A 20,340-nucleotide genomic window follows, 5' to 3' on the forward strand; every position below is an offset into this window, starting at 1 on the left:
GCAGCGCCGACCATTCGGTGATCGCGTTCATCTTGATCGTCTTCGCCTGCTCGTCGGTGAGCAGCGAAGCGTCGAACTTGTCCCACGGAATGTCCTTCTCCATGTCCCAACGGACGGCTTCGAGCGACCTGTAAAGTTCCGGATAAAGCATGGTGTTCATGATGGTCCCACCCCTGTTCTGCGCAATGCGACTTCTCTAAACGTGACTGTTGCCGCGCAAGCGCGCCACGCGCTTTTTGCAGCCAAGACTGTAATTTTACGCGGGAAACCGGCCCGCCGGACGCCGATTCCTTGTCCGGCGGCCAGGCGGCCGCGTTGCCGCCATGGAGCATGCCGCCACCCCGCTCAATTCGGACGGGGCCGGACGCGCATGCCTGAGTGGGGGCCGGCGCTGGCCGGCTCGATGGCGCACCCGTCCCCTGCCCCACGCGGGTTCCCCGAAAGGTCCCGTGCGGATGCCGAATCGGCGGGCTGCTCGATATGGTATATACGGCGGCGGCCATGATAGCACGCGTGCATGACGGTTCCGAGACGCCGGCCCGGTCGCGTGCCGCGATCCAAGCTGCGGCGATCGGTCGCGGCCCACCGTCGCGAAAACACAACCTTACAGTGCGCCTGCGCGTGTCAGACCCGCATTTCGCCGGTCGCGAGGCCGTCTTCCGGCGGCGTGCCGGCCGCCGGCGCGCTGCTGCCGTCCGCGTGCGCGATCCAGTCGGCGAGCGTCTCCCGCTGCGCCCGGCCATCGCGGTAGCCGAGCTCGATCAGCTCGCGCGTGAACGCCTCCTCGAACAGCAGGTAGCTGGCGAACGACGCGCCGGCCGGCTGGCTGCCGCCGATCGCGCCGAGCAGCCCGCGCATCGTCGCCGGCATCTGCTTCAGGTGCTTCGCGGCAATCAGCTCGATGCGCTCGGACGGCGCGATCGCGAGCACGTCGACGTGCCGCCAGCCGCTGTCGACTTCGACCTGGTGCGGCAGGTGCTCGATCATCCGGTTGATGTGCTCGATCCGTTCGATGTCCGAGCCAATCGAGTCGAGGAACACGCTCGCGAGCACCTGCTGGCCGATCTGCGCGAGCGTCGGGTAGCCGCGTGCCCGGCCCGCGCCGTTCGCGGCCGGAATCTCGGGCCGCGGATCGGCCGCGCCGATGACGACGATCCGGTGCGCGCCGAAGTGGATCGCCGGCGACAGCGGCGCGATCTGCCGGATCGAGCCGTCGCCGAAGTACTCGATCTGCCCGTCGAGCACGAGCGGCACGGCCGGAAACACGAACGGAATGGCCGACGACGCGAGCAGGTGCGACGCCGACAGGTCGACGAGCCGCGCGGTGCGTTGCGCGCGCCGCCACGCCTGGATCGGCTCGGCGGCCTGGTAGAACGTGAGATGCCGGCCGCTCGAATAGCTGAGCGCGGTGATCGCGAGCGCGTGCAGCAGGCGCGCCTCGAGCATCTGCTCGATCCGGTGAAAGCTCAGCTCGCGCTGCAGCAGGTGCGCGAGCGGCGTGTTGTCGAGCAGCCCGCGCGGCGAGCGGCGAGCCGCCCAGCCGAACGTCATCGTCGCGAGCCAGCGCGCGCCGGCGGCCGCGATGCCGAGCCAGTCGGTGCGGTACACGTATTCGGCGCGCAGCGGCTCCCAGAATTCGAGCAGGCGCCGCACGCCATGGGAAAAGTCGTCCGCGTGGCTCGCGATCGACGTCGCGTTGATCGCGCCGGCCGACGAGCCGCACACGACCGCGAACGGCAGCGTGTGCCGCCGCGGATCGGCCTCGCGCGCGATCTCGGCCAGCGCCTTGAGCACGCCGACCTGGTATGCGGCGCGCGCGCCGCCTCCCATCAGAACGAGCGCGAGTCGCATGATCGCCCTGCTACCTGCGCCGCATCACGTCGAGCGCTTCGGCGGACGCGTTTCGGGCGACGAAGCGGCCGCCGCGCGGGCCGCGGCCGAACCGGACGGCTTCGCACGCTTCGCGGCGGGCTTGCGCGGCGCAGCCGCGGCCGGCTTCGCGGCCGGTTCCGGCGCGGCAGCGGCCTGCGGCGGCGCGGCGCCCGGCGCGGCAGGCTGCATGCCCGGCTGCGCCATCGCGAGGCTCGCGAGCTGGTTGAATTGCGTTTGCAGCAGATTCCACCAGCCGGCCGGGTCGAACGGCTGCTGCGCGGGGTCGCCCGCCGGCGCATCCGGGGCGGACGCTGCGGCGGCCGATGCTGCGGCGGCCGATGCCGCAGGGTCGGGCGCGGGCGCGGCCTCGCCCGCGGACGCGGTTTTCGCGGCCTGCGCGGCGGCCACAGCCGCTTCCTCGGCCGCCGACATCGAGCTTTGCGCGAACGCACCGAACGCGCGCAGCGTCGCGAGCGTCGCGCGCTGCACCTCGAGCGCCTGGATCGCCGACTGCAGCATCCCGAGATTGAGCTTGAGCCACTGCTCGACCGCACGCAGGTCGGTGATCCGCTTGTCGAGCTCCTCGACGTTCGTGAGCGGCGACATCATGTCGGACATGCTCGACAGCGACGGCGGCAGCCCGTGCGCGGCGCCCGGAAACGGCGCCATCCCGCCGAACGGCGACATCCGGATCATGTCCCACATCCGGTCCATCATGTCGGCGGGCTGGAACCCGGCAAAACCGGCGAAAGGGTTGGCGCCGGAGGCATCGGTCGTCATACGGGCATCCTGGTTGACTGGGGGAGCGAGGCGGCCGCCGTGCGTCGCGCAGCCGCGCGTGGTTCGATCATAGCGCGCACGTCAGAACGGCGCGTCGCCGGGAAACGCGGGCGGGCGCCGCTCGCGCAGCGAACGGATGCCTTCCTGCACGTCGGGCCCCGAAAAACCCATGAATTCGAGCGCGAGCGACGTATCGAAGGTCGGCCCGGCGGTGCGCAGCCAGTTGTTCAGCGCGTACTTGGTCCAGCGGATCGCCGACTGCGACCCGTGCGCGAGCCGCTCGGCCACTTCGTACGCCTTCGGCAGCAGGTCGGCCGGCTCGACCGCGAGCGAGACCAGCCCGATCCGCTCGGCCTCCTCGCCGCTCACGGGCTCGCACAGCATCAGGTAGTACTTCGCCTTCGCCATCCCGCACAGCAGCGGCCACACGATCGCCGCGTGGTCGCCGGCCGCGACGCCGAGCCGCGTGTGGCCGTCGATGATGCGCGCGTCCTTCGCGGCGATCGAGATGTCGGCCAGCAGCCCGGCGACGAGCCCCGCGCCGACGGCCGGGCCATGCATCGCCGACACGATCGGCTTGCTGCAGTTGATCACGTTGTAGACGAGGTCGCGCGCCTCCCGCCATACGCGGGCGCGCACGTCGAAATCGTTCGCCATGTCCTCGACGAGCGCGAGATCGCCGCCCGCCGAAAAGCCCTTGCCTTCGCCGCGGATCACCGCGACGCGCGTGTCGGGATCGCGATCGACGTCGCGCCAGATGTCGGCGAGCTCGCGATGCATGCGTGCGTTCGCGGTCGCGAGGCCGCTGCGGTTCGCGCCCTCGCCGCTCATCACGATGTCGAGCACGCCATGGTCGCGGCGCGTCACCTTCAGTGCTTCGTAACCGCCGTACGCGGCAAGATCGGCCATCTGCTGCTCCTTGTTCGACGTGCTCGAACGCTTGAATCGAGTGTAGCCAAGCCCGCGCGGTCAAACATTCGGGCGAAACCCGGCGCGCGGGCCGAAGCCGGGTTTCGCCGCTGCGTGGCGTGCGCCGCGCGGCTTATGCCGCGCCGTCGGGCGGGGCGACCGACTGCTCGATCGCGCCGAAGATCGACTTGCCGGCCGCGTCGAACATCTCGATGCGCACGGTATCGCCGTAGCGCATGAATTCGGTCTGCGGCGCGCCGTGCTCGATCGTCTCGAGGCAGCGCTTCTCGGCGATGCAGCAGTAGCCGCGCTTCGCGTCCTTGTTCGATACCGTCCCGGAGCCGACGATCGAGCCGGCACGCAGGTTGCGCGTTTTCGCCGCGTGCGCGATCAGCTGGCCGAAGTGGAACACCATGTCGGTGCCGGCGTCGGGCTGGCCGACCTTCTTGCCGTTCCAGTGGACAATCATCGGGCGGTGCACGCGGCCGGCGCGCCACTCGTCGCCGAGCTCGTCGGGCGTGACGGCGACCGGCGCGAACGCGGTGGCCGGCTTGCTCTGGAAGAAGCCGAAGCCCTTCGCGAGTTCGGCCGGAATCAGGTTGCGCAGCGACACGTCGTTCGCGAGCGTGACGAGCCGCACGGCCTTCAGCGCGTCGTCGGGCGACGCGCTCATCGGCACGTCGCCGGTGATCACCGCGACTTCCGCCTCGAAATCGATGCCCCATTCCTCGGACGGGCACACGACGTCGTCGCGCGGCCCCAGGAAATCGTCGCTGCCGCCCTGGTACATCAGCGGATCGGTCCAGAACTCGGGCGGCATCTCGGCACCGCGCGCGCGGCGTACCAGCTCGACGTGGTTCACGTACGCGGAGCCGTCGGCCCACTGGAACGCGCGCGGCAGCGGCGCCATGCAGTTGGCCGGATCGAACGCGAACGCGTTGCGCGCGCGGCCGTGGTTCAGCGCGTCGTACAGGTCGCGCAGTTGCGGCGCATAGAACGCCCAGTCGTCGAGGACGCGCTGCAGCGTCGGCGCGATCGCATCGGCAATCGCCGCGGTGTGCAGGTCGCGCGACACGACGATCAGCTGGCCGTCGCGCGTGCCGTCCTTCAGCGAAGCAAGTTTCATAGGGGATTGGCCGTTTTAGTGACGATGGAGGGAATCTATTTTACGATGGTGAATCCATGCGGCGCGCCATGATGGCGCACGCCGTTTTCGCCCCGTTTCCTGTCGCATTTTCGCGCACCCGTTGCCCATGCCCGCCAGCCCGCTTCCCGACGACGATCTCGCCGACTCCGATACCGACGACGCCGCCTCCGGCGAGCACGGCGAGAAGGTCCGTTCCGGCATCCAGTCGATCGAGGTCGGCTTCCGCCTGCTCGACGTGCTGACGAGCGAGCCGCGCGCGATGATGCTGCGCGATCTCGCGCAGCGCGCGGGCATGAGCCCGGCGAAGGCGCACCGCTATCTGGTCAGCTTCTCGCGGCTCGGCGTCGTGTCGCAGGATCCCGTCTCGGGCCGCTACGAGCTGGGCGGCTTCGCGTTGCAGATGGGCCTCGCGCGGCTCGCGCGCGTCGACGGCGTGAAGCTCGCGCGGATCGCGCTGACCGAATTCCGCGACCGTCTCGACCAGACGGTCGGCATCGCGGTATGGGGCAACCAGGGGCCGACGATCGTGCACTGGATGGAATCGAGCCATCCGGCGAAGGCGTCGCTGAAGCTCGGCGACGTGATGCCGCTGCTCGGCTCCGCGACGGGGCTGCTGTTCGCCGCGTACCTGCCGCGCAGCAAGACCGCCGCGATGCTCGAGCGCGAACTCGCCGATACGCGCCGCTCGCCGCACCACGGCGGCCCGCGCACGCTCGACGAAGTCGATGCGGTGCTCGCCGACGTGCGCGCGCACCAGGCCGCGCGCGTCGAAGGGATGCTGCTGCCGACGATCCATGCGTTCTGCATGCCGGTGTTCGACGCGGTCGGCGAACTCGCGCTCGCAATCGTCGCGCTCGGCCAGGAAGGCTCGTTCGACATCGCGTGGGGCGGCGAGATCGACACCGCGCTGCGCGCCTGCGCACGGAAACTGTCTTACGAACTCGGCTATAGTCCCGACGCACGCGACGCCTGACGCATCGGTTCACGCCACGTCACGCATCGCGAACGCGCGGCGCATCCGACGGTCCGATTCCTGTGGCGCGCGCCGCGCGCCCGACGTCAAGCAAGCGCCCCGATCCCGTTCCGATGCCCATGCAGCCTGCCGACCTTCGCCCGAGTCACGCCCTGCCCCGCCGCTGGCCGCGCGTGGCCGTCGCGCTCGTCGCCGTGCTGGCGCTGCATGCGCTCGCCGGGTTCTGGCTGATGCGCAACCGCGAATCGTTCACGCCGCCGCCGCCCGCCGACATCCCCGTGCAGATCGAATTGCTGAAACCGCAGCCGATCGAGCGCCGGCCGGAGCCGCCGGAGCCGAAGCCGGTCGAACGCCCGGCCGCGCCCAAGGCCGCCGCGCCGCAGGCGGCCCCGCCGAAACCCGCGCCGTCGCAGGAGCCGGTCCTCACGTCGACGCAGACGGCCGAGCACGGCGAACCGCCGGCTGCCGCCGCATCCGCGGCAAGCGGTACGCCGGGCGCCGCGGGCGCACACGCCGCCTCGTCCGCCAGCGCCAGCGCCGGCGCCGCGACACCGGGCCCCGCGACGAGCGGCGTGAAGTTCGCCGTACCGCCGTCCGGCGACCTGCAGTACGACACGTTCTACAACGGCATGCAGAACATGATCGGCACGATCCACTGGCGCACCGACGGGCACACCTACGACCTGTCGGTATCGATGCCCGTGCCGTTCGTCGGCCCGTTCGCCTATCGCAGCGAAGGCCGCATCGACGCATTCGGCGTCGCGCCCGACCGTTACGTCGAGAAGCGCGGCAAGCGGCCGGAAGACATCGCGATCTTCAACCGCGAGATCCGGCAGGTCGTGTTCACGCGCACGCCGAACAACGCGCCGCTGCCCGACGGCGTGCAGGACCGCTTCAGCATGCTGATGCAGTTGTCGGGGCTCGTGCGCGGCAATCCCGCCGCCTACAAACCGGGCGTCACGCAGCAATTCTTCGTGATCGACAACAACAGCGGCGAGACCTGGCCGATCACCGTGATCGGCGACGAACAGGTGCAGACACAGGCCGGCATCATCGCCGCGCGGCACTTCATGCGCTTGCCGCGCCGCGCCGGCGACACGCGCCGCATCGACATGTGGCTCGCGCCGTCGCTCGGCTGGCTGCCCGCGCGGCTCGTGCAGAGCGAGCCGAACGGTGCGCAGATCGAGCTGCTGTGGCACGGCCGCCTCGCCGCACCGAACGTGCCTGCCGATACCGCACCGCCAAGCGGCGCAACGAACGCGCCCGCCGCCGCACCGGCCGCCGATGCATCGGCCGCGCCGCCCGCGCAAACTGCACCGCCCGCGACGATGCAACCGCCTGCCTCATCGGCTGTCACACAGTGAACGCGCACGAATCGGCAATTTCGACCGACTACAGATTTCCGAAAAATGGCCGATGACACTCTTTAACAACTATTTCAGTCCACCGGCTCACAATGAGAAACGTTTGATAGACATCGGCTTCTAACCGATACACCCCACGCAAACGGGAGAACGGGGTGTGCAGCGCAAGCCCCTTGAAACCGGCAAGGCTCGCCCCACCTAGGGGACAACAAGGCCAGATGCCACTGCGAAGAGGAGTGCCGCCATGCAAATGATCTACAACAGCCCCAACTACTGCGTCGTCGAATTTGCGCCGCAGGCCGGCCATCACCTGATGAATGCCGGCGGATACGAAATCGTCGACAAGAACGCGCAGCGCGAAATCTTCATCGACGGCGAACTTGCCGAGCGATTCCGCGCGCACGTGAAGCAGCTGATCGAGGATGAACCGTCGCTCGACGAAGTCGACGAATTCCTCGGACAATTCGACAGCCTGATGATGATGCCCGTCGTGCTGCACTGACGACTCGCGGCCCGGCGCGTCGCGCGGCCGGGCCATTCGCCGCGCACCGACGCGGCGCCGCGTGCACTCCGATCCTGCCCCCGTCCGGTTCGCCGGCGGGGGCTTTCATTTGACGGGCCGTCCGGCCGGCGCGGCAAGGGTCGGCACCCCCTTGACGCACCGGCTACAATGACGGTTTTCCGTCTTCGCCGGTCTTCCGCCCATGTCTGCGACTCCTCTCGCCGCTTCCGTCCCGCTCGACGCGCCCTATACGCGCGGCGCCGCCCTGCCCGCGCTGCTGAAATCGCGCATCCTGATCCTCGACGGCGCGATGGGCACGATGATCCAGCGCTACAAGCTCGACGAGGCCGCGTATCGCGGCGAGCGCTTCAAGGATTTCCCCCGCGACATCAAGGGCAACAACGAGCTGCTGTCGCTCACGCAGCCGCAGATCATTCGCGAGATCCACGACCAGTACTTCGCGGCCGGCGCCGACATCGTCGAAACCAACACGTTCGGCGCGACGACCGTCGCGCAGGCCGACTACGGGATGGAAGAGCTCGTCGTCGAGATGAACGTCGAATCCGCGAAGCTCGCACGCGAATCGGCCGCGAAATACGCGACGCCGGACAAGCCGCGCTTCGTCGCCGGCGCGATCGGGCCGACGCCGAAGACGGCCAGCATCTCGCCGGACGTCAACGATCCGGGCGCGCGCAACGTCACGTTCGACGAACTGCGCACGTCGTACTACCAGCAGGCGAAGGCGCTGCTCGACGGCGGCGTCGACCTGTTCCTCGTCGAGACGATCTTCGACACGCTGAACGCCAAGGCCGCGCTGTTCGCGCTCGACGAGCTGTTCGAAGACACCGGCGAGCGCCTGCCGATCATGATCTCGGGCACCGTCACCGATGCGTCCGGCCGAATCCTGTCGGGCCAGACGGTAGAAGCATTCTGGAATTCGCTGCGTCACGCGAAGCCGCTCACGTTCGGCCTGAACTGCGCGCTCGGCGCGGCGCTGATGCGCCCGTACATCGCCGAGCTCGCGAAGCTGTGCGACACCTACGTGTCGTGCTACCCGAACGCGGGCCTGCCGAACCCGATGAGCGACACCGGTTTCGACGAAACCCCCGACGTCACGTCGGGCCTGCTGAAGGAATTCGCGCAGGCCGGGCTCGTGAACCTCGCGGGCGGCTGCTGCGGCACGACGCCCGAGCACATCGCCGAGATCGCGAAGGCGCTCGCCGGCGTGAAGCCGCGCCGCTGGCCGAACCAGTACAGCGACAACGCCTGACCCGACCGCCCCACGTCCTTCATCACCAGAATCCGCACCGCCATGACCGATCACATGATGCGCCTTGCCGGCCTCGAGCCGTTCAACGTCACGCCCGGGACGCTCTTCATCAACGTCGGCGAACGCACCAACGTCACCGGCTCGAAGGCGTTCGCACGGATGATCCTCAACGGCCAGTTCGACGAGGCGCTCGCCGTCGCGCGCCAGCAGGTCGAGAACGGCGCGCAGGTGATCGACGTCAACATGGACGAGGCGATGCTCGATTCGAAGGCGGCGATGGTGCGCTTCCTGAACCTGATCGCGTCGGAGCCCGACATCGCACGCGTGCCGATCATGATCGACTCGTCGAAGTGGGACGTGATCGAAGCCGGCCTCAAGTGCGTGCAGGGCAAGGCGATCGTGAACTCGATCTCGCTGAAGGAAGGCGAGGATGCGTTCCGCCACCACGCGAACCTGATCCGCCGCTACGGCGCGGCCGCGGTCGTGATGGCATTCGACGAAACCGGCCAGGCCGACACCTACGAACGCAAGACCGAGATCTGCAAGCGCTCGTACGACTTCCTCGTGAACGAAGTCGGCTTCCCGCCGGAAGACATCATCTTCGACCCGAACATCTTCGCGGTCGCGACCGGCATCGACGAGCACAACAACTACGCGGTCGACTTCATCGAGGCGACCCGCTGGATCAAGCAGAACCTGCCGTACGCGAAGGTGAGCGGCGGCGTGTCGAACGTGTCGTTCTCGTTCCGCGGCAACGACCCGGTGCGCGAGGCGATCCACACCGTGTTCCTGTATCACGCGATCCAGGCGGGGATGGACATGGGGATCGTGAACGCCGGCCAGCTCGGCGTGTACGCGGATCTCGATCCCGAACTGCGCGAGCGCGTCGAGGACGTGATCCTGAACCGCCGGCCGGATTCGACCGACCGCCTGCTCGAGATCGCCGACAAGTTCAAGACCGGCGCCGCGAAGAAGGAAGAAAACCTCGAATGGCGCAACCAGCCGGTCGAGAAACGGCTCGCGCATGCGCTCGTGCACGGGATCACGAACTTCATCGTCGAGGACACCGAAGAAGCGCGCGCGAAGATCGCCGCCGCCGGCGGTCGCCCGATCAACGTGATCGAAGGGCCGCTGATGGACGGGATGAACGTCGTCGGCGACCTGTTCGGCCAGGGCAAGATGTTCCTGCCGCAGGTCGTGAAGTCGGCGCGCGTGATGAAGCAGGCGGTCGCCCACCTGATCCCGTTCATCGAGGAAGAAAAGCGCCTGCTCGCGGAAGCCGGCGGCGACGTGCGCGCGAAGGGCAAGATCGTCATCGCGACCGTGAAGGGCGACGTGCACGACATCGGCAAGAACATCGTGTCGGTCGTGCTCCAGTGCAACAACTTCGAAGTGGTCAACATGGGCGTGATGGTCCCGTGCAACGAGATCCTCGCGAAGGCGAAGGTCGAAGGCGCGGACATCATCGGGCTGTCGGGCCTCATCACGCCGAGCCTCGAGGAAATGGCGTACGTCGCGTCCGAAATGCAGCGCGACGACTACTTCCGCGTGAAGAAGATCCCGCTCCTGATCGGCGGCGCCACGACGTCGCGCGTGCACACGGCCGTGAAGATCGCGCCGCACTACGAAGGCCCGGTCGTCTACGTGCCGGATGCGTCGCGCTCGGTGTCGGTCGCGTCGAACCTGCTGTCCGACGAAGGCGCCGCGAAGTACCTCGACGAGCTGAAGTCCGACTACGAACGCATCCGCGACCAGCACGCGAATCGCAAAGCGCAGCCGATGGTCACGCTCGAGCAGGCGCGCGCGAACAAGACCAAGGTCGACTGGGCCGGCTACCAGCCGGTGAAGCCGAAGTTCATCGGCCGCCGCGTGTTCAGGAATTACGACCTGAACGAGCTCGCGAACTACATCGACTGGGGCCCGTTCTTCCAGACCTGGGACCTCGCGGGGCCGTACCCGGCGATCCTGAACGACGAAATCGTCGGCGAATCGGCCCGGCGCGTGTTTTCGGACGCGAAGTCGATGCTCGCGCGCCTGATCCAGGGCCGCTGGCTGACCGCGAACGGCGTGATCGCGCTGTTGCCGGCGAACACGGTGAACGACGACGACATCGAGATCTACAGCGACGAGTCGCGCTCGGAAGTGCTGCTCACGTGGCGCAACCTGCGCCAGCAGAGCGTGCGCCCGGTGGTCGACGGCGTGATGCGGCCGAACCGCTCGCTCGCCGATTTCATCGCGCCGAAGGAATCGGGCGTCGCCGACTACATCGGGATGTTCGCGGTGACGGCCGGCCTCGGCGTCGACGCGAAGGAAAAGCAGTTCGAAGCCGACCACGACGATTACAGCGCGATCATGCTGAAGGCGCTCGCCGACCGTTTCGCAGAAGCGTTCGCGGAAGCGATGCACGCACGCGTGCGGCGCGAGCTGTGGGGTTACGCAAGCGGCGAGACGCTCGACAACGACGCGCTGATCGCCGAGAAGTACGCGGGCATCCGCCCGGCGCCCGGCTACCCGGCCTGCCCCGATCACCTCGTGAAGCGCGACATGTTCGACGTGCTGCACGCGGACGAGATCGGCATGAGCGTGACGGATTCGCTGGCGATGCTGCCGGCGGCGAGCGTGTCGGGCTTCTACCTCGCGCATCCGGACAGCCGCTATTTCTCGGTCGGCAAAATCGGGCAGGATCAGCTCGAGGACTACGCGCAGCGCATGGCGCTGTCGCTCGACGACGCGCGCCGCGCGCTCGCGCCGCAGCTCTGATCGATGCAAACGGGAGGCTCGGCCTCCCTTTGATCAGACAAAAGAAAAAGCCCGCTCGAAAGCGGGCTTTTTCGTGTCTGGCGAACCTGTCGACCCGCCAAGCAAGGAAGCTCAGAAGCCCCAGTGCACGTCGGCCTCGCCGGCCTTCGCCTCGCGCAGCATCGCCAGGAACGGCGCGACGCGCTGGGCCAGGCTCGGCGGCACTTCGTGGTGCGCGTGGTCGGCTTCGTCCTCGTGGAAATGGCCGGCGTGCTCGGCACGCTCCTGCTTCGCCTGCGCGACCGCGCCTTCCAGCTTGGCGATCGCGTGGTCCAGTTCGTCGTGCGTGATCACACCGCGCTCGCCCAGCTGCTTGCCGACGAGACCCAGCACATACACGGCGAAATCCTTCAGCACGTCGAGATCCTGTGCCGCCTTGCTCTTGAACGTAATCATGACAATTCCCTTTTCATCTTGTTGTGCCTGCGCGGCGCGGTTGGGGAACGCCGCCAGACCGGCGTCCGGCCTCGCGGACGCGGGCCGCCTGAGCGGCATATTAGCACCTGTTAAAATTCTGCGATCCCTGAAACGCGCGCTTAAAAAGCGCGCCGGCGGCCCGGCGTTTCCGGCCGCCACCAACGAAGCCTTCTACCAGCATGCTGCCAGCACACAAACAGACCCTCGAAGCCCTGCTCGCGGATAGCGTCAAGCAGGTCGCACACGCGCTGAAAGGCGCCGACGCGGCATTCGTCGCCCCGGCCATCACGCTGGAGCGCCCGAAGGTCGCCGCGCACGGCGACGTCGCGTGCAACGTCGCGATGCAGCTCGCGAAGCCGCTCGGCACGAACCCGCGCCAGCTCGCCGAACAGATCGTCGCCGCCCTCACCGCGCAGCCGGCCGCGCAAGGCCTCGTCGAAGCCGCCGAGATTGCCGGCCCCGGCTTCATCAACCTGCGCCTGTCGGCCGCCGCGAAGCAGGCGGTGATCGCCGCCGTGTTCGACCAGGGCCGCGCGTTCGGCACGTCGGATCGCGAGAAAGGCAAGCAGGTGCTGCTCGAATTCGTGTCGGCCAACCCGACCGGCCCGCTGCACGTCGGCCACGGCCGCCAGGCCGCGCTCGGCGACGTGCTCGCGAACGTGATCGCGAGCCAGGGCTACGCGGTGCACCGCGAGTTCTACTACAACGACGCGGGCGTGCAGATCGGCAACCTGGCGATCTCGACGCAGGCGCGTGCCCGCGGCCTGAAGCCGGGCGATGCGGGCTGGCCGGAAGCCGCGTACAACGGCGAATACATCGCCGACATCGCGCGCGACTACCTGAACGGCGAAACGGTCGCCGCATCGGACGGCGAGCCGGTCAAGGGCGCGGGCGACGTCGAGGATCTCGACGCGATCCGCAAGTTCGCGGTCACGTACCTGCGTCGCGAGCAGGACATGGACCTGCAGGCGTTCGGCGTGAAGTTCGACCAGTACTACCTCGAATCGTCGCTGTACAGCGAAGGCCGCGTCGAGAAGACGGTCGACGCGTTGATCAAGGCCGGCATGACCTACGAGCAGGACGGCGCGCTGTGGCTGCGCACGACCGACGAAGGCGACGACAAGGATCGCGTGATGCGCAAGTCGGACGGCACGTACACGTACTTCGTGCCGGACGTCGCGTATCACGTGACGAAGTGGGAGCGCGGCTTCACGAAGGTGATCAACATCCAGGGTTCGGACCACCACGGCACGATCGCGCGCGTGCGCGCCGGCCTGCAGGGGCTGCACATCGGGATCCCGAAGGGCTATCCCGACTACGTGCTGCACAAGATGGTCACCGTGATGCGCGACGGCCAGGAAGTGAAGATCTCGAAGCGCGCGGGCAGCTACGTGACGGTGCGCGACCTGATCGAATGGTCGGGCGGCGCGGCGGCGGGCCAGGAAGCGGCGCCCGACCTGATCGACGAGGCGACCATCACGCGCGGCCGCGACGCGGTGCGTTTCTTCCTGATCTCGCGCAAGGCCGATACCGAGTTCGTATTCGACATCGACCTCGCGCTGAAACAGAACGACGAGAACCCGGTCTATTACGTCCAGTACGCGCACGCGCGGATCTGCTCGGTGCTCAACGAACTGAAGTCGCGCTACAACGTCGACGTCGCGCAACTGCCGGGCGCCGACCTGTCGCAGCTGACCAGCGCGCAAGCGGCATCGCTGATGCAGAAGCTGGCCGAGTACCCGGACATGCTCACGCATGCGGCGAACGAACTCGCGCCGCACGCGGTCGCGTTCTACCTGCGCGATCTCGCTGGCGAATTCCACTCGTTCTACAATGCGGAGCGCGTGCTGGTCGACGACGAAGCGCCGCGCAACGCGCGCGCCGCGCTGCTTGCTGCGACCCGGCAGGTGCTCGAGAACGGCCTGGCGGTGCTCGGCGTATCCGCGCCCGTCAAGATGTAAGGATGTCAGCGCGGCCCCGAACCGGGCCGCGAATGGCCGCGGCAGCGCCCGCCGCCGGATGCCCGTCGCCGGATGCCCGTCGCAGCCTTTTCACGATTCTTTTTGCAGGTGACTCAAGCAATGGCACAACCACGCCGCACTTCGAAACAATCGAAACAAGCCGGAGGAACATTTCTTGGAATCGTGCTGGGCCTGATCGTCGGCCTCGCGATCGCCGTGGTGGTGGCACTCTACATCACGCGTTCGCCGTCGCCGTTCGTGTCGAAGGTCGCGCCGCCGCCGGCCGACAACGGCGCGAGCCAGCCGCAGCAGTTCGACCCGAACCGCGCGCTGCAGGGCAAGACGCCCGGCCAGCCGGTGCCGCAGGCCGCACAGCCCGCACCGCCGAACACCGCGCCCGGCCAGGCCGCGAACCAGACCCAGGGCGGCCTGCTGCCCGAGCCGCAGATCGTCGAAGTGCCGCCGTCGGGTAACACGAACGGCGCCACCGGCTCGAGCAACACCGCGTCGAACACGCCGTCGTCGGGCAACGGCGTCGCCGTCGCACCGAAGCCGGCCGACACCACGCCGCCGCCGAAGAAGACGCAGCAGGCGCAGCAACAGCAGCAAGGCGGCGAGGACGACCTCGCACGCTTCGCCGCGCAGAAGCAGGCGCAGCAAGCCGCCGCGCAAAAGCAGCAGCAACAGCAGCAGGCCGCGAACACGCCGAAGCCGACGTCGTCGGCCACGGCCGCGGCGGCAGCGAAGCCGCCGACCGCGAACGACGCGAACACCGGCTACTTCCTGCAGGTCGGTGCGTACAAGACGGAAGGCGATGCCGAGCAGCAGCGTGCGCGCCTCGGCTTCCAGGGTTTCGAATCGAAGGTGTCGAAGCGCGACGTCAGCGGCGTGACCTATTTCCGCGTGCGCGTCGGCCCGTTCTCGAAGTTCGAGGATATGAACTCGGCCCGTCAGCGCCTGTCCGATGCAGGTGTCGATACGGCGGTGATCCGCTTCACGAAGCAGTAAGCAGCCGGCCGCACCCACGCAGAACCCGTTACGTTTCGTAACCCGAGCAACCGATTCGACGTCCACAACATGAAAAAACTGCTTAGCACGCTCCTTCTGTCCCTCGGCCTGGCTGCCGGCCTGGCCCAGGCGACGCCCGCCGCCCCGGTGTCCGGCAAGGACTTCGAGGTGATGAAGTCGCCGCAGCCGGTGTCCGCGCCGGCCGGCAAGGTCGAGGTGATCGAGTTCTTCTGGTACGGCTGCCCGCACTGCTACGAATTCGAGCCGACGATCGAGGCCTGGGTGAAGAAACAGGGCAACAACATCGACTTCAAGCGCGTGCCGGTCGCGTTCCGTGACGATTTCCTCCCGCACTCGAAGCTGTTCTATGCGGTGTCTGCACTCGGCATCTCCGAGAAGGTCACGCCGGCGATCTTCAACGCGATCCACAAGCAGAAGAACTACCTGCTGACGCCGCAGGCGCAGGCCGACTTCCTGGCCACGCAGGGCGTCGACAAGAAGAAGTTCATGGACGCGTACAACTCGTTCAGCGTGCAGGGCGAGGTGAACCAGTCGGCCAAGCTGCTGAAGGACTACGCGATCGACGGCGTGCCGACGGTCGTCGTGCAGGGCAAGTACAAGACGGGCCCCGCTTACACGAACAGCATCCCGGGTACCGCGCAGGTGCTCGACTTCCTCGTGAAGCAGGTCCAGGACAAGAAGCTCTGATCCCCGCCCGCGCGCCGGCATGACTACTCCGCTGAAGGTCTTCATCACCGGCGCGTCGAGCGGCCTCGGCCTCGCGATGGCCGAGGAATACGCCCGCCAGGGCGCCACGCTCGCGCTCGTCGCGCGACGCACCGATGCACTCGATGCGTTCGCGCGGCGTTTCCCGAAGCTGTCCGTCTCCGTCTATTCCGCCGACGTGCGCGACGCCGATGCGCTCGCAACGGCCGCCGCGTCGTTCATCGCCGCGCACGGCTGCCCCGACGTCGTGATCGCGAATGCGGGCATCAGCCAGGGCGCCGTCACCGGCCAGGGCGATCTCGCGGCGTTCCGCGACGTGATGGACATCAACTACTACGGGATGGTCGCGACGTTCGAGCCGTTCGTCGGCCCGATGACGGCCGCGCGCCACGGCACGCTGGTCGGCGTCGCGAGCGTCGCCGGCGTGCGCGGACTGCCCGGCTCCGGCGCGTACAGCGCGTCGAAATCGGCCGCGATCAAGTATCTCGAGGCGCTGCGCGTCGAGCTGCGCCCGGCCGGCGTCGGCGTCGTGACGATCGCGCCCGGCTACATTCGCACGCCGATGACCGCGCACAACCCGTACCGGATGCCGTTCCTGATGGACGCCGACCGCTTCGCCGCGCGCGCCGCACGCGCGATCGCCCGACAGCACGCATTCCGCGTGATTCCGTGGCAAATGGGTGTCGTCGCGAAGGTGCTGCACGTGCTGCCGCGCTGGCTGTACGATCGCCTGTTCGAAAAGGCGCCGCGCAAGCCGAAGGCCGGCGCGCACTGACGATCCGCCGAAGCGGCGTGCGATGTACGCCGGGCCGTCTCGCCGCGCCGACGCGTCGACGCGCCGGTTTGCGACACCTTCCACGGCATCTTCACCGCGTTCGCCGCATGCTTCGGCGCGCCGGCCCGCCTCTGCGCCGCCCCGCTCTCCCGCCCCGCCCGCCGCCTCGCCCCGCCCGCCGCTTCCGCCGCACCTTTCGCTGCATCGACACCCGTTCCGTCGCGAACGCAGCCGTTTTTCGGTCAATTCGCCGCGTTCCGGCGCCTTTTTTCACGCGTCGCGCGCTTTGACGGTATGCTATTCGCCAGCCGCGCCGGCCCTGCCTGCTTTCGGGCCGCGCCCGCCTCCGTCATCCAGCGAAAAACACGAGCCACGTGGGAGATCCTATGCACGTCAAGCTGTTCGCCGCGGCCGCCGTCGCCGCCGCCCTTGCCGCCCCCGGCCTCGCCGCCGCCAAGCCGCTCACCGTCTGCACGGAATCGAGCCCGGACGGCTTCGACGTCGTGCAGTACAACTCGCTCGTCACGACCAACGCATCGGCCGACGTGATCTTCAACACGCTCGTGTCCTACGACGAAGCCGCGAAGAAGGTGGTGCCCGCGCTCGCCGACAAATGGGAAGCCAGCGCCGACGGCCTCACGTACACGTTCCACCTGCGCCCGAACGTCGCGTTCCAGACCACCGACTATTTCAAGCCGGGCCGCCCACTGAACGCGGACGACGTCGTGTTCACATTCAGCCGGATGCTCGACGATGCGAACCCGTGGCACAAGGTAGCCGGCGCGAGCGGCTTCCCGCACGCGCAGTCGATGGGCCTCGTGAAGCTCGTGAAGTCGGTCGCGAAGGTCGACGACAGCACGGTGAAGTTCGTGCTGAACGAACCGAACGCGACGTTCGTGCCGATCCTGACGATGGGCTTCGCGTCGATCTACTCGGCCGAATACGCCGACCAGTTGCTGAAGGCCGGCAAGCAGGCCGACCTGAACGCGAAGCCGGTCGGCACCGGCCCGTTCGTGCTGAAGAGCTACACGAAGGACGCGCTGATCCGCTACGACGCGAATCCGACGTACTGGGGCACGAAGCCGAAGGTCGACCGGCTGATCTACGCGATCACGCCCGACCCGTCGGTGCGCCTGCAGAAGGTGAAGGCCGGCGAATGCCAGATCGCGCTGTCGCCGAAGCCGCAGGACGTGCTCGCCGCGAAGGGCGAAAGCGCGCTGAAGGTCGTGCAGACGCCCGCGTTCATGACCGCGTTCGTCGCGCTGAACACGCAGAAGAAACCGCTCGACAACGACAAGGTGCGCGAGGCGCTGAATATCGCGTTCGACCGCGCGACCTACCTGAAGGTCGTGTTCGACAATACCGCGACGGCCGCGAACAACCCGTATCCGCCGAACACGTGGAGCTACGCGAAGGACGTCGCGCCGTATGCGTACGATCCCGCGAAGGCGAAACAGTTGCTCGCGCAGGCCGGCTTCCCGAACGGTTTCTCGACGACCATCTGGACGCGCCCGACCGGCAGCGTGCTGAACCCGAACCCGAAGGTCGGCGCGGAACTGCTGCAGGCCGACCTCGCGAAGATCGGCGTGAAGGCCGAGGTCAAGGTGATCGAATGGGGCGAGCTGATCAAGCAGGCGAAGCTCGGCCAGCATGACATGCTGTTCATGGGCTGGGCCGGCGACAACGGCGATCCGGACAACTATCTGTCGCCGCTGTTCAGTTGCAACGCGGTGAAGTCGGGCATCAACTTCGCGCGCTTCTGCGATGCGCAGCTCGACAAGCTGATCGCCGACGGCAAGTCGACCGCCGACCAGGCCAAGCGCGCGAAGCTGTACGAAAGCGCGCAGAAGATCATCCACGACCAGGCGCTGTGGATCCCTCTCGGCTACCCGACCGCGGCCGCGCTCACGCGCACGAACGTGAGCGGCTATCGCGTGAGTCCGTTCGGGCGGCAGAACTTCACGACGGTCGCCGTGCAGTAACCGCGCGTGGCGCGCAGGCGACGGCGCGTGCGCCGCTCGCTTGCGGCCCGCGCGCCGCGCTTGCTACACTGCGCGCCTGTTCCTCCTGCCGGACGCCAGCCAAAGTGAACAATTAAGCCTTCCCGAAATGTTTTCGCCGCCCGTGCCACGCACGCCGCGCGCGAAGGTCTTCACGCATTTTTGGAGGTGCTGATGGCTGCAGCCACGCCCACCGGCGCGCTCGTCGCGCTTCATCACGTTTCCTTCCGCTTCGACGACGGCGTCACGCTGTTCGATTCGCCCGACCTTTCCATCGACCGCACGCCGACCGGCATCGTCGGCCGCAACGGCGTCGGCAAGAGCCTGCTCGCGCAACTGATCGCGGGCCGCCGCGCGCCGAGCGCGGGTGCCGTCGAGCGGCATACGCAGGTTGCCTACGTCGCGCAGCAGCACGACCACGACGACACGGCGGCCGCCCCGCGTACCGTCGCGCAGATCGCCGCGCTCGATGCGCCGCTCGGTGCGCTCGCGCGTCTCGCCAACGGCCACGCGGCGCCGCACGACTTCGACCTGATCGGCGATCGCTGGGATCTCGCGGCGCGGCTGCGCACCGCGCTCGACGCTGCCGGCCTGCACGGCGTCCACGCCGACACGCCCGCGCATACGCTGAGCGGCGGCCAGCTCGCGCGCGTCGCGCTGATCGGCGCGCTGCTGTCGGACGCGGGCCTGCTCGTGCTCGACGAACCGACCAACCATCTCGACGCACCGGGCCGCGCGTGGCTGCGCGCGGCGCTCGACGGCTGGCGCGGCGGGGTCGTCGTCGTGAGCCACGACCGCGCGCTGCTCGCCAGCGTGCAACGCATCGTCGAGCTGACGCCGCACGGCGCGCGCTCGTACGGCGGCAACTACGTGCTCTACCGCGCGCAGCGCGATGCGGAACAGGAAGCCGCGCAAGCGGCGCTCGACCATGCGTGCACCGAGCGCGATCGCGTGCGGCGCAGGCTCGAACAGGAACACGACACGATCCAGCGTCACGCGGCCGGCGCGCTGCGCGACGCGAAGACGGCCAACCTGTCGTCGATGGCGAAACAGCGCCGCAAGGGTGCGGCGCGCAGCATCATGGGACAGGTCTTGCGCCAACAGGACGATTTCAAGGCAACGCTCGACGAACGCGTGCAGCAGGCGGCCGCGCGGGTCGACGCCGCCGCGCCCGTGCTGGTGTCGCTGCCGGGCACCGAGGTCAGCGCACGCCGCCAGCTGTTCACGCTCGAACGCGCGCAACTGCCGTGGCGCGTCGCGGGCGACGCCGGCGAGATCACATGGTCGGCGAGCGGCGCGGTGCGCATCGCGCTGACGGGCCCGAACGGCTGCGGCAAGTCGACGTTGCTGAGGATGCTCGCGGGCGAGCTCGCGCCGCGCGCCGGCACCTGCACGACGCACGTGAGCGCCGCGTATCTCGACCAGCGGCTCGCGCTGCTGGACCTGGAGCGCTCGATCGTCGAACAGTTGAGCCTGCTCGATACGCCGCTTGCCGAAGGCGACCTGCGCAGCCGCCTCGCGCTGCTGCAACTCGACGCGACGCGGGCGACGCAACCGGCGCGGCAACTGAGCGGCGGCGAACGGCTGAAGGCCGCGCTCGCATGCGCGTTGTGGCGCGGCGCGCCCGCGCAACTACTGCTGCTCGACGAGCCGACCAATCACCTCGATCTCGAATCGGTGCGCGCGATCGAAGCGGCGCTGGCCGGCTTCCCGGGTGCGATCGTGGTCGCGTCGCACGACGCCGCGTTTCTCGCGGCGCTCGAACCGACGCACACGATGCAGTGGCAGCGTGACGGGTGGCGCTACGAACCCGTCGCGTAAGGAGAACGAAGCAGTC

Annotated in this window: 16 protein-coding genes and 1 pseudogene; 11 read left to right on the forward strand and 6 right to left on the reverse strand. The window is 68.3% G+C overall.

The annotated features are described in order from the left end of the window. From WT97_RS33870 to WT97_RS31380, 5 genes and pseudogenes are all read right to left on the reverse strand, one after another. A pseudogene (locus tag WT97_RS33870) lies at positions 1-160 on the reverse strand (ferritin-like domain-containing protein); the annotation flags it as partial. A 464-nt stretch (positions 161-624) separates the two neighbouring features. Then, positions 625-1,851, reverse strand: coding sequence for a patatin-like phospholipase family protein (locus tag WT97_RS31365; RefSeq protein ID WP_059793570.1), 1,227 nt, complete (start codon positions 1,849-1,851; stop codon positions 625-627). A gap of 24 nt (positions 1,852-1,875) precedes the next feature. After that, positions 1,876-2,652 (reverse strand): PhaM family polyhydroxyalkanoate granule multifunctional regulatory protein, encoded by a 777-nt coding sequence (locus WT97_RS31370; protein ID WP_059793568.1) that lies wholly within the window; start codon positions 2,650-2,652, stop codon positions 1,876-1,878. 81 nt (positions 2,653-2,733) lie between these two features. Beyond that, on the reverse strand, positions 2,734-3,561 hold the full coding sequence (locus tag WT97_RS31375; RefSeq protein WP_006495425.1) for an enoyl-CoA hydratase/isomerase family protein: 828 nt from the start codon (positions 3,559-3,561) through the stop codon (positions 2,734-2,736). A 133-nt stretch (positions 3,562-3,694) separates the two neighbouring features. Beyond that, complete coding sequence (locus WT97_RS31380) at positions 3,695-4,687, reverse strand: fumarylacetoacetate hydrolase family protein (RefSeq protein WP_059506352.1); 993 nt, start codon at positions 4,685-4,687, stop codon at positions 3,695-3,697. Positions 4,688-4,814: 127 nt separating this feature from the next. Between WT97_RS31380 and WT97_RS31385 the strand changes: the two genes are divergently transcribed. The 5 genes from WT97_RS31385 (at position 4,815) to metH (ending at position 11,577) form a co-directional block, all read left to right on the forward strand. Continuing rightward, positions 4,815-5,681, forward strand: coding sequence for an IclR family transcriptional regulator (locus tag WT97_RS31385; protein ID WP_059506354.1), 867 nt, complete (start codon positions 4,815-4,817; stop codon positions 5,679-5,681). Between the two features lie 113 nt (positions 5,682-5,794). After that, the gene (locus WT97_RS31390; RefSeq protein WP_060355121.1) at positions 5,795-7,045 is read left to right on the forward strand and encodes a DUF3108 domain-containing protein; all 1,251 of its coding nucleotides are present in this window, start codon (positions 5,795-5,797) and stop codon (positions 7,043-7,045) included. A 244-nt stretch (positions 7,046-7,289) separates the two neighbouring features. Then, entirely contained in the window at positions 7,290-7,547 is a 258-nt protein-coding gene (locus tag WT97_RS31395; protein WP_006477667.1) for a DUF3567 domain-containing protein, read from the forward strand. Between the two features lie 202 nt (positions 7,548-7,749). Then, positions 7,750-8,817 (forward strand): homocysteine S-methyltransferase family protein, encoded by a 1,068-nt coding sequence (locus tag WT97_RS31400; RefSeq protein ID WP_059793563.1) that lies wholly within the window; start codon positions 7,750-7,752, stop codon positions 8,815-8,817. Between the two features lie 42 nt (positions 8,818-8,859). Then, positions 8,860-11,577: a methionine synthase gene (gene metH, locus WT97_RS31405; protein WP_059506358.1), complete on the forward strand. Its 2,718-nt coding sequence runs from the start codon at positions 8,860-8,862 to the stop codon at positions 11,575-11,577. Positions 11,578-11,688: 111 nt separating this feature from the next. Here the strand turns inward: metH and WT97_RS31410 are convergent, their stop codons facing one another. After that, positions 11,689-12,012 (reverse strand): DUF1840 domain-containing protein, encoded by a 324-nt coding sequence (locus WT97_RS31410; protein ID WP_059506360.1) that lies wholly within the window; start codon positions 12,010-12,012, stop codon positions 11,689-11,691. A 200-nt stretch (positions 12,013-12,212) separates the two neighbouring features. Here WT97_RS31410 and argS point away from each other — a divergent pair, with 200 nt between their 5' ends. The 6 genes from argS to WT97_RS31440 all read left to right on the forward strand — a co-directional run bounded on the left by argS (position 12,213) and on the right by WT97_RS31440 (position 20,324). After that, positions 12,213-13,994: an arginine--tRNA ligase gene (gene argS / locus WT97_RS31415; protein WP_059506362.1), complete on the forward strand. Its 1,782-nt coding sequence runs from the start codon at positions 12,213-12,215 to the stop codon at positions 13,992-13,994. A gap of 120 nt (positions 13,995-14,114) precedes the next feature. After that, positions 14,115-15,002, forward strand: coding sequence for an SPOR domain-containing protein (locus WT97_RS31420; protein ID WP_059837331.1), 888 nt, complete (start codon positions 14,115-14,117; stop codon positions 15,000-15,002). A gap of 69 nt (positions 15,003-15,071) precedes the next feature. Next, on the forward strand, positions 15,072-15,710 hold the full coding sequence (locus WT97_RS31425; protein ID WP_034208512.1) for a thiol:disulfide interchange protein DsbA/DsbL: 639 nt from the start codon (positions 15,072-15,074) through the stop codon (positions 15,708-15,710). 19 nt (positions 15,711-15,729) lie between these two features. Continuing rightward, positions 15,730-16,503: an SDR family oxidoreductase gene (locus WT97_RS31430; protein ID WP_059506366.1), complete on the forward strand. Its 774-nt coding sequence runs from the start codon at positions 15,730-15,732 to the stop codon at positions 16,501-16,503. Positions 16,504-16,889: 386 nt separating this feature from the next. Continuing rightward, positions 16,890-18,485 carry an ABC transporter substrate-binding protein gene (locus WT97_RS31435; RefSeq protein WP_060355088.1) on the forward strand — a complete coding sequence of 532 codons (1,596 nt, stop codon included), beginning with the start codon at positions 16,890-16,892 and terminating at the stop codon, positions 18,483-18,485. Positions 18,486-18,677: 192 nt separating this feature from the next. Beyond that, positions 18,678-20,324 carry an ABC-F family ATP-binding cassette domain-containing protein gene (locus tag WT97_RS31440; RefSeq protein WP_060355089.1) on the forward strand — a complete coding sequence of 549 codons (1,647 nt, stop codon included), beginning with the start codon at positions 18,678-18,680 and terminating at the stop codon, positions 20,322-20,324. Positions 20,325-20,340 lie beyond the last annotated feature (16 nt).

The organism is Burkholderia sp. MSMB1459WGS (genome assembly GCF_001534535.1).
Taxonomy (GTDB): domain Bacteria; phylum Pseudomonadota; class Gammaproteobacteria; order Burkholderiales; family Burkholderiaceae; genus Burkholderia.